The organism is Streptosporangium sp. NPDC050855 (assembly GCF_044456585.1).
In the GTDB taxonomy this organism is placed as follows: domain Bacteria; phylum Actinomycetota; class Actinomycetes; order Streptosporangiales; family Streptosporangiaceae; genus Streptosporangium; species Streptosporangium longisporum.
In genome coordinates this window covers 1-10,124 of sequence record NZ_JBITFY010000049.1, presented here as the reverse complement: position 1 = coordinate 10,124, position 10,124 = coordinate 1, and the positions used below count along the sequence as shown (strand labels likewise).

Genomic DNA, 10,124 nt, shown 5'->3' with positions numbered 1-10,124 from the left:
CCGAACCCGGAAGTTAAGCTCTTCAGCGCCGATGGTACTGCACCGGGGACGGTGTGGGAGAGTAGGTCACCGCCGGACAATCTTTCGAAAGCCCCTACCGTTGGTGGGGGCTTTCGTGTTTCCGGGAGTCTCCAATCCCCCTGCAACTCCCTTCCAAGCCGTCGGTGGCAGTCTTTCCCATGTGACAGACACGCCAGGTACCGGCCCTGTGGGCAGGGATCTCAGTGCTCCGGCCCGAAGCCCGTGGCGAGCCCGTCGCGGTGGACCGGCCGTGATGCGCGCTCACCACGGTTGGCCCACCGCGTCGACTTCGAGCCACCCGCGGGACGACCGGGAAAACGGGCGGTGGGACGCCCGCCAAGGTGGACGCCATGACGGTCGTTAAGCCGGCCGTCACGACGACCGGTCCTTCCCTGGTCCGCGAACACCGGTCCGCCGAACCGCCGCCGCACGTTCCGTCGCCGTACCGGTGACCGGGTTTCTAGGCGTGCAGCTCGCCGGAGAGTACCGTCACCGCGCGGCCCGCCAGCTCGACCCGGTCACCCCGCACGGTCGTGCGGACGACACCGCCGCGCTGGGAGAGCTGCGCTCCCACCAGGGTGTCGGATCCCAGCTTGGACGCCCAGTACGGGGCGAGCGCGCAGTGCGCGGAACCCGTCACCGGGTCCTCCGGGACCCCCACCCTGGGGGCGAAGAACCGGGAGACGTAGTCGATGCCGGTCCGCGAGCCCTTGGCGCGGGCCGTCACGATGATTCCCCGCGCCTCGACCTGCTCCAGGGCCCGGAAGTCGGGAGCCGTCTCCACCACGGCGTCCTCGGACTCGACCTCCACGAGGTAGTCCCAAACATTTTTTCCGGCCCAAACAGGTTTAACCCCGAGCGCAGCGATCAGAGGAGGGGGAGGACCCCCCTCTTGGAGTAGTTTTGCCGGGAAATCCATGTTGATTAATCCGGATTTATCCCTGGTCACGGACAGGATTCCACTCTTCGTTGAGAATTCGAGGGTTTCTCGGACCGTTCCCGTGGAATACAGCACATGCGCCGCGGCCAGGGTCGCATGCCCACAGAGGGCCACCTCGGTCACCGGCGTGAACCAGCGGAGCGAGTACGGACCCCCGTCCTCGCCTCCGAGCAGGAAGGCCGTCTCGGAGTGCCTCATCTCCGCCGCCACGGACTGCATCCAGGCGTCAGGGACCGGATTGCCGAGTACGCAGACCCCGGCGGGGTTACCCTTGAAAAATTCATCGGTAAACGAATCGACCGTGTAGACGAGCATGCCTCCGATCGTAGGGGGCGCCGAAGATATCGGTTGAAGACGGGGCAGGAGATCAGGCACAGTCGGGATCAGGCAAACCAGTGCGGTAGCCGTACAAAGTGGAAATAAGCGCTGGGCGTGTCGCACGGCGAACTTCTGGTCGTCGGTTACCGTCCAAGGTGTAAGGACAGGCCGGATACGGCATGGTCCTGGCGAAAGGACGAGCCGATGGGGGCAGTGCGCAAGGTGGCGACCTACCTTGGCCTGGGCGGGGCAGAGCATTACGACGAGGCCTACGACTACGAGGACGACGTCGAGGGCGAGGAGGAGGACTGGCAGTCCGCCTCCGAGCGGGCGGCCAAGCGCTGGCACGCCATGAACGAGCCCTCGCGGATCGTGATGCTGACGCCGATGAAGTACAACGACGCACCGGTCATCGGGCAGCACTTCCGCGATGGTCAGACCGTCATCATGGACGTCAGCGGCATGAGCACCGCCGAGGCCACCCGCATGGTCGACTTCGTCGCGGGACTGGCGTACGGGTGCGAAGGCCGTATCGAGCGGATCGCGGAGAAGGTCTTCCTGCTGGCCCCCGCCGAGGTGGAGATTACCAACGGCTGATCCCCGCGACGGCGCGGCCGTCCCGGAACGGTCCCAAGGGCCCGGGACGACCTCGACGATCCGGGTGAACCCGACGATCTTGGACGAGCCTGACGATCCGGAACGGTTCCGAGGACCCGATGCACCCCCCCAGCATCCGGCCGGTCCTCACGGACCTTCCCGGCGCGTCACCCCCGGTCGTCAACCGGCTCGGGGACCACGGCGGAGCAGGCGGGTGAGTTCGGCGAGATCGGAGCCGGCCGTCGTGATCCGCTTCTCCGACTCGCGGGCGTACTCGTGCAGGGCCCATACCGCCCCCTGGGCCAGTTCCCTGAGCTCGGCGAGCCGCCTGACGACACGCTCGGCGTTCTCCCGCTCGCGCCTGCGCCTGCGCCACAGCCGGTAGCCACCGGCCACGGCCGGCAGCGGTGCCAGGGCCGCGAGCGGGAGGAGAGGAAGCAGGAGGGCCACCACCAGGATCACCGGGGCGAGGGCCAGAAGCAGGTAGGCACCCCAGGGACGGCCGAGCGACGGGGCTCCCTCGGTGGTGACCCGCTTCTCGGCCGCCTCCAGCGACTCGGGGTCGGGTCCCTCGGGGCGTAGCGTCAGCTCGTGGCCGAGGATCGGCACGGTGACCGACTCCGGGGCCTCGGCCCGGGTGGCCTCGGCGAGGTTCTCGGCCGCCGCCCGCACGATGGGAGCGGCCACGTGCAGCGCGATGGCGGCCAGGTAGGGGTGGGAGCCGGGGCGCAGGTCGCTGAGAAGGTGGGTGGTGAGCGACCGGGCCGGACGTTCCGGGGCACCCGACCCCACCAGCCGGCGGAGCACGGTCAGCGGCTCGTCCTCGCTCCACACCACGGTCGTCTCGTCCGAGTGGTCGGTCTGCGCCGCGGCGAGGAGCGCGATGCCTGCCGGCCCGCCCGCGGTCCCGTTCTCGCGTCCGGACGTCTTCGCGGCGCCGGGCGCTTCCACGACATCGGACGGCCGGGTGCCGACGACGGCGTCCGTGCCCGCGGAGCCGCCGGCACCCTGGCCGGTGTCCGTGGTCGCGGTGTCGCCGCCCCTGCTCTCGCGGGCCGAGGTGATCTCGGCGCAGCGGTCGCGCAGGTGGGCCAGGCGGGCCGCGGCCTGGACGGGGGCGGCCAGTTCGGGAAGCTCGGCGAGCACCGTGAACCCGGCCAGGGCCGGGGAGACCGTCGTCGAGGGTTCGTCCGGGACCAGGGCGCGGAGCCAGCGGTCGGGTTCGGACGCGGGGGACGCGGCCACCGCGTCGAGCCTGCGGAGAACGAAGATCTTGCCCGCGGGCCCGTACGCCCCGCGTGCGGCGGCGAGCCAGAGCGCCCGCTGACCGTGGGTCACCGGACGGTCCAGGGACAGCTCTCCGAAGGCGGTGCCGAGCCACGAGGCGTGGATGCGGTCGCCCTGGCCGGCGACGGCCAGGGCGAGACACAGGAAGAGCGCGGTCCGCCGCTCGTCACGCTGGGCGGCGCGGGCGAGGGGCTCCAGCGAGTCCTCGCCGCGCATGATCAGCACGAGCGCCTCGACGGCCGGTGCCAGCCAGTGGCCGGACGACTCGCCGAGGCCCGCCGGCACCCCGGTGGGGACGACGCCGGCGGCCAGGTCATCGAGAAGGGCATCGGCACGGCGGCGCAGCTCGGCCTCGGTGTGCGGATCGGCCTCGGCGTGCGGATTCGCGGTCAGGTCCGTGCTCAAGGCAGAGAACTCCCCGAAGTTGTGACCGATGACCGCGCCAGCGTATTGCGCTTCGGACATCCCCGCGGGGAGGCGCGCCGAACATGACTTTGCCAGACGATCGCCTCGATTTTCGCAATAAAGACGATCATCTGGTGGACAGGTTACATGCGCTCGGGCACCGGAACGCCGAGAAGGGTCAGGCCGGTCTCCAGAATCCTCAGGGTGAGCGCGCACAGGGCGAGCCGGGAGGCGCGTACGGCCGCCTCGACGTCGTCCCTGAGCACCGGGCAGTTCTCGAAGAACGTGGTGAAGGCGCTCGCGGTGTCGAAGAGGTACGAGGCCAGCTTGTGCGGCGCCGAGTGCTCCGCCATCTCCTCGACGACCGAGCCGAACCGCAGGAGCTGCAGGGCCAGGGCGCGTTCGGCCGGGTGGCCGAGCACGATGGGCCCGGTCGCCTCGGCCGGGGAGACGCCGCCCCTGCGGAAGATCGAACGGATGCGGGCCTGCGCGTACTGCAGGTACGGGCCGGTGTTGCCGGTGAGGGCGAGCATGCGGTCGAAGTCGAAGACGTACTCGCTGTCGTGGCTGACCGACAGGTCGGCGTACTTGACCGCGCCCATGCCGACGGCGTGGGCGATCCGGGCCCGCTCGGTGTCGTCGTAGTCCCGGTCCTTGATCACCTCTCCGGCCCGGGTCTCGGCCTCGTCGAGCAGCTCCAGGAGCTTGATCGACTTTCCGCTCCTGGTCTTGAACATCTTGCCGTCGGAGCCCAGCACGCTGCCGATCTGGACGTGCTCGGCCCTGACGTGGTCGGGCAGCCAGCCCGCGAGCCGCGCGGAGTCGAAGAGCATCGACATGTGCAGCGCCTGGGTGGCGCCGATCACGTAGAGGATCCGGTCGGCCTTGAGGTCGTCGACCCGGTAGCGGATCGTGGCCATGTCGGTGGTGGCGTAGCCGTAGGCGCCGTCACTCTTGCGGATCATGAAGGGGAGGGGCTGGTCCTCGCGGCCGGTGTAGCCGGGCGGGAACACGCAGAGCGCGCCGTCGCTCAGCACGGCGATGCCGCGTTCCTGGAGCTCGTCGCAGACCCGGGCGAGCATGGGGTTGTACATGCTCTCGCCGGCGATGTCCTCGTCGGTCAGCGTCACCTCGAGTTGCCGGTAGACCTTGTTGAAGTAGCGCAGGGTGGCGTCCATGAAGATGTGCCAGAGGCGCATCGTCTCGGGTTCCTCGGCCTGCAGGGTGACGACCCGGGCGCGGGCACGGGCGTTGAACGCGGGGTCGGCGTCGAACTTCGCGCGGGCGGTCTGGTAGTAGGCGTTGCCCTCACCGGCCTCCAGCTGGGCGACGGCGGCCTCCTCGCCGATGTCGAGCAGGTGCTCGATGAGCATGCCGAACGGCGTGCCCCAGTCGCCGAGGTGGTTCTGCCGGACGACCTTGTTCCCCAGGTGCTCGTGGACCCGGGCCAGGGCGTCGCCGACGATCGTGGTCCGCAGGTGCCCGACGTGCATCTCCTTGGCCGCGTTGGGCGCGGAGTAGTCGACCACGACGGTCTGCGGCGGGGTGGCCAGGCCCACGCCGGCACGCGGGTCGGCCAGCACATCCAAGGCCCGCTCGGCGATCCAGACGTCGGAGAGGGTCAGGTTGAGGAAACCGGGGCCGCTGACCTCGACGGTGCCGGGGAACGGGTCGTCCGTGGCCTGCGCTGCCGGGCCGGTGAGCCGGTCGGCGATCTCCTGGGCGACCTCCCGCGGGGCGCGTCGCAGTCGCTTGCTCAGGCTCATCGCCACGTTCGCCTGGTAGTCGGCGAACTGCGAGGGACGGATCAGCGGGTCTGCGTCGGCGTACTCCGCGCCGAAGGCGTCGGCCAGCGCCTGCTGGACGCGCCCGGTGAGTTCGAGTTGCGGGTCGGTCATGCCCCAAGGGTATCGGCTGGCCGATCCTGCACCGAGGGGATATCACCCCGTGGACGGCCTGCTCCCGCGGGCCCGTACGACCGCGAAGACGCCCGTCAGCGCGACCCCCGCGGCGGCGCCGAGACCGGCGGCGGTGAGCCCGGCGGCCGGATCGGCGACGGTGAGCGCGAAGAACTCCCGGGCGAACGGGACGGCGAGGGCGAGGGCGAACAGCCCGGCCATGGAGGCCACCAGCGCCACCCGCCACCAGACGTACGGCCGGGCGACCAGGGCCAGCACCGACCAGGCGGCGACGAACAGCGTGATCACCGCCGAGGTGCGGCTCTCGGCGAGGGACAGGCCCCCGCTCTGGGCGATCCAGTACGACAGGTAGACGGCGGCGGCGCAGACGATCCCGGAGGGGACCGCCAGGCGGAGCACGCGGGGCACGAAGCCGCCCCGGGCGCGCTCGTTGCTGGGCGCCAGCGCCAGGAAGAACGCGGGGATCCCGATGGTCAGCGCGTTGATCAGCGTGGAGTGCCGGGGGGCGAACGGGAAGGCGAGCCCGATCACCCCGGTCAGCAGGGAGAGCACGATCGCGTAGAAGGTCTTGGTGAGGAAGAGGCCGGCGACCCGTTCGATGTTGGCCAGCACCCGCCGGCCCTCGCCCACCACGGACGGCAGGCCGGCGAAGCTGTCGTCCATCAGCACGATCTGGGCGACCGCCCGGGTGGCGCCGCTGCCGGAGCCCATCGCCACGCCCAGGTCGGCGTCCTTGAGGGCGAGCACGTCGTTGACGCCGTCGCCGGTCATCGCGACGGTGTGGCCGCGTGACTGGAGCGCGCCGACGAAGAGCCGTTTCTGGTGCGGGCTGACCCGGCCGAAGACGGTGTTGGCGTCCATGATCTCGGCGAGCTTCTCGGGGTCGTCCTCGGGCAGGGTGCGGGCGTCGACCGCGCGGTCCCCGCCGGGGATGCCGAGCGTGGTGGCGATGGCCGACACCGACTCGGGGTTGTCGCCCGAGATGACCTTGACGGCGACGTGCTGCCCGGCGAAGTAGGCGAGGGTGTCGGCCGCCTCGGGGCGGAGCCGCTGCTTGAGCACGACGATGGCCGCGGCCTCGATGTCGCCGAGGTCGTCGGGGTCGCGCAGCGAGGCGACCCGGCCCAGGACGAGCACCCGCAGGCCGGTGGCGGCCAGCGCCCCGGCCTCGGTGTAAGCGGGGGTGCCGGGCGGCAGCAGGACGTCGGGGGCGCCCAGGACCCAGCCGCCGTGGCCGTCGAACTCGGCGCCGCTCCACTTCCTGGCCGAGGAGAAGGCGACCTTGGCGGTGGCGGTCCAGCCGGGTGAGTCGGGGTAGCGGACCTGGACGGCGCGGGCGGTGGGGTTGGGGTCGGGGTCGAGGTTGGCGAGCGCGCCCAGGGCCTCGTCCACGGGCAGGCCGTCGCCGAGCGGGCGGACCTCGCCGAGCTCCATGCCACCGGAGGTGAGGGTGCCGGTCTTGTCGAGGCAGAGCACGTCGACCCGGGCCAGGATCTCGATCGCGGGCAGCTCCTGGACCAGGCAGCGCCGCCTGCCCAGCCGGATCACCCCGACGGCGAAGGCGATGCTGGTCATCAGGACCAGGCCCTCGGGGATCATGGTGACGATGCCCGCGACCGTGCCGGTGACGGCCTCGCCGATCTCGGTCTGCCTGCTGACCTGGCTCCAGGTGAGCAGGGCGCCGATCGGGACGACCAGCCAGGTGACGTACTTGATGAACCGGGTGACGCCCTCGCGCAGCTCGGAGTGGGCCAGGCTGAACGCGCTGGCCTCCTCGGCGAGCCTGGCCGCGTAGGCGTCGCCGCCCACCCGGGTCGCGACGTAGCGGCCCCGGCCGGCGACCACGAAGCTGCCCGACAGGACCTCGTCGCCCGGGAGCTTGTGCACCGGGTCGGCCTCACCGGTGAGCAGCGACTCGTCGATCTCCAGGCCGTCGGCGTCCAGCACCTCGCCGTCGACCAGCAACTGGTCGCCCGAGGCGAGGAGGACCAGATCGCCGAGGACGACCTGCCGGGGCGCGACCTCGGTGTCGGTCCCGTCCCTGCGGACCCTGACGGGGGCCTCGTTGACGATGGCGAGCCGGTCGAGGGTGCGCTTGGCGCGGAGCTCCTGGACGATGCCGATGGCCGCGTTCGCCACGATCACCAGGCCGAAGAGCCCGTCCTGCCACTCGCCGAAGATCATGATCAGCACCCAGAGCACGGCGATCACCCCGTTGAACAGGGTGAGGACGTTGGCCCTGACGATCGCGGCGACCGTTCTGCTCGACCGGCGCCGGACGTCGTTGACCTGTCCCGCGGCCACCCGTTCGGCCACCTGCGCCGAGGTCAGCCCCGGTTCCGTCACCTGCTGCACACGCTCCCCCGTTGATCGACTGGGACTCAGGGTACGCGGGGCCGGTGAATGCGGTAGGGGATGTGACCCGATGTGCCGTGAGTATCACGTTAACCGGATAAGGGCGGATGGTCCCCGGCAGGGGGCCGGCACGGGCTCCGGTGCGGCCGGTGCGGCCGGTGCGGCCGGTGTGGCCGGTGCGGCCAGGGCTGGAACCGGGACGGAAGCCGGGGCGGAGAGCCGGTCACCAGAGGCGGTGCGGGCGGTGCGTCGAGGAGAGGCGCTCGCCGACGCGGTTCACCACGCCCTCGTGGGCGAGCGTGGCGGCGAGCACGCAGGCGGCGCTGATCCCTCTGGCGCGCGAGGAGCCGTGGGCGATGACCACGGTGCCGTTGAGGCCCAGCAGCACGGCGCCGCCGTGGACCTCGGGGTCGAGCCGGCGGTGGAGCTCCCTGATGCGTCTCTTCTGGAGCAGGCCGCCCATCCGGGCCGTCCGGCTCTCGTTGATCGTCTCTCGGAGCTCGGAGAAGGCGTAGCGGACGCTGCCCTCCATGGTCTTGAGCGCCACGTTGCCGGTGAAGCCGTCGGTGACGATGACGTCGACGGCCTGGGTGAGCAGGTCGTGCCCCTCGACGTTGCCGGCGAAGTCGAGGCCCGGTGCGGCCGACAGCAGCTCGTGGGCCCGTTTGACGAGCCTGTTGCCCTTCTCCGGTTCGCTGCCGATGGTCAGCAGGCCGATCCTGGGAGTCTCCACGCCCAGCGCGGTCTCCGCGTAGGCGGCGCCGAGGTGGGCGAACTGGACCAGCATCTCCGGCTTGACCTCGGCGTTCGCCCCGGCGTCCAGCAGCACGGTCGGGCGGGGCCGGGTCGGCAGGGCCACCGCGATGGCGGGCCTGAGCACTCCGGGCCGGCTGCGGAGCCTGAGCTTGCCGGTGGCCACGATCCCGGCGGTGGACCCGGCCGAGACCACCGCGCAGGCGTCGCCGCGCCGTACCAGGTGGCAGGCGACGGCGATGCTGGAGCGGGGACGGCGCAGGCTGGCGAGGGCGCCCTCGTCCATGGCCAGGGCCTCCTCGGCCCGGACGATGGGGATCTCGGTGGTGGCGTCGTGCCGGGAGAGGGCCTCGGCCAGGGGGGCGGGGGCGCCGACGAGCACGATGGAGATCCCGTGCTCGCGCGACGCCTGCACGGCACCCGCCACGATCTCGTCGGGGGCGTGGTCGCCGCCCATCGCGTCCAGGGCGATCGGCATGGTGCCGGGAGCGTCGATCTCAGGCAAGCGGTCACCTCGTGCGCGATGGTCTGTCCGCATCGTAGGCGGGCACCGGGGCCGGTCGCGCCACGGGGGTGATCAGAAGGTGACGGGGAGGTTCGCGTCGGTCCTCTCCCGGGAGACGACGACCTTCCCGAACGCGACCCGGCCGACGACCCTGATGACCGGTCCGCCCTCGCCCGCCGGACCGTCCGTGCCGCCGGAGACGGAGCGCTTGGCGAACAACGCGCCGACCTCGTCGATGACGTGGGCGTTCTCGGGCACCCTGACGATCAGCTTGCCGAAGTGGCAGTCGACCTCCAGGGTGATCTCCCGGCCGGGGAGCACCGCGTCGGACAGGTCGGCGATCAGGGCGCCGAAGGAGACGCTCAGCGCGGTGTGCCGCCCGGCGACCCAGCGCCCGCCCCGGACGACCTTGCTGAAGACGGCGGCGACCCGCTGCCGCTCGGTGGCGGGGCTCTGGCCGTGGGCGGTGAGGCCGGGCAGGTCCCGGGTGAGGGGGACGAGGTCGCCGGTGGTGACGGCGGAGTAGGCCGCGTCCAGGCGGTCGGCGTGCTCGACGCTGGTCAGGCGGCCGGTGGCGAGCCCCTCCGCCAGCACCGCGGCCACCCGGTCGCGGTCGGCGTCGGAGGCGCGCAGGGCGGTCTCGGAGGCACGCGGAGCGGCACCGGGGGCGTGCGGGACGGCCTCGGGGGCGTGCGGGGCGACACCGGGGGCGTGCGGGAGGGGGACGGGGGACGTCATACCCGCGATTCTACGGCGATTCGCGATATATCGCGAGGCTCCTCGGTCGGGAATCCCGCGCGGAACGCCGTCGTCGACGGGGCGAGCGGCCGTCCGGCGCGGGATGCGCGCCGTGCGATGTCGCCCTTCGTGCCCGGCCCGGTGCCGCCCCGGTGGTGACGGCACGGACGCGGACGCGGCACGGAGCTCCGTCCCGCGAGGGGGGTGGAGCGGGGGGGGGGGGGGGGGGGGGGGGGGCGCCCCCCCCCCCCCCCCCCCCCCCCCCCCGCCCCCCCCCCCCCCCCCC

General features: G+C 71.9%; 7 protein-coding genes and 1 rRNA gene. 2 read left to right on the top strand and 6 right to left on the bottom strand.

The features are described 5' to 3' along the window. A 5S ribosomal RNA gene (gene rrf / locus ACIBCT_RS40295) occupies window positions 1-78 on the top strand; the annotation flags it as partial. 403 nt (window positions 79-481) lie between these two features. Here the strand turns inward: rrf and ACIBCT_RS40290 are convergent. Beyond that, window positions 482-1,276 carry a PhzF family phenazine biosynthesis protein gene (locus tag ACIBCT_RS40290; protein ID WP_399197325.1) on the bottom strand — a complete coding sequence of 265 codons (795 nt, stop codon included), beginning with the start codon at window positions 1,274-1,276 and terminating at the stop codon, window positions 482-484. Window positions 1,277-1,483: 207 nt separating this feature from the next. Here ACIBCT_RS40290 and ACIBCT_RS40285 point away from each other — a divergent pair, with 207 nt between their 5' ends. Further along, window positions 1,484-1,876 carry a cell division protein SepF gene (locus tag ACIBCT_RS40285; RefSeq protein ID WP_399197324.1) on the top strand — a complete coding sequence of 131 codons (393 nt, stop codon included), beginning with the start codon at window positions 1,484-1,486 and terminating at the stop codon, window positions 1,874-1,876. A gap of 180 nt (window positions 1,877-2,056) precedes the next feature. Here ACIBCT_RS40285 and ACIBCT_RS40280 read toward each other — a convergent pair whose 3' ends face one another. From ACIBCT_RS40280 to ACIBCT_RS40260, 5 genes are all read right to left on the bottom strand, one after another. Further along, the gene (locus ACIBCT_RS40280; RefSeq protein ID WP_399197322.1) at window positions 2,057-3,568 is read right to left on the bottom strand and encodes a hypothetical protein; all 1,512 of its coding nucleotides are present in this window, start codon (window positions 3,566-3,568) and stop codon (window positions 2,057-2,059) included. Between the two features lie 143 nt (window positions 3,569-3,711). Then, on the bottom strand, window positions 3,712-5,466 hold the full coding sequence (argS, locus tag ACIBCT_RS40275) for an arginine--tRNA ligase (protein ID WP_399197321.1): 1,755 nt from the start codon (window positions 5,464-5,466) through the stop codon (window positions 3,712-3,714). Between the two features lie 42 nt (window positions 5,467-5,508). Further along, window positions 5,509-7,842 (bottom strand): HAD-IC family P-type ATPase, encoded by a 2,334-nt coding sequence (locus ACIBCT_RS40270; RefSeq protein WP_399197320.1) that lies wholly within the window; start codon window positions 7,840-7,842, stop codon window positions 5,509-5,511. A gap of 223 nt (window positions 7,843-8,065) precedes the next feature. After that, a complete protein-coding gene (gene plsX / locus ACIBCT_RS40265; protein ID WP_399197326.1) occupies window positions 8,066-9,073 on the bottom strand; it encodes a phosphate acyltransferase PlsX in 1,008 nt (335 codons plus the stop codon). Window positions 9,074-9,172: 99 nt separating this feature from the next. Next, a complete protein-coding gene (locus ACIBCT_RS40260) occupies window positions 9,173-9,838 on the bottom strand; it encodes a DUF1707 domain-containing protein (RefSeq protein ID WP_399197319.1) in 666 nt (221 codons plus the stop codon). Between the last annotated feature and the right edge of the window lie 286 nt (window positions 9,839-10,124).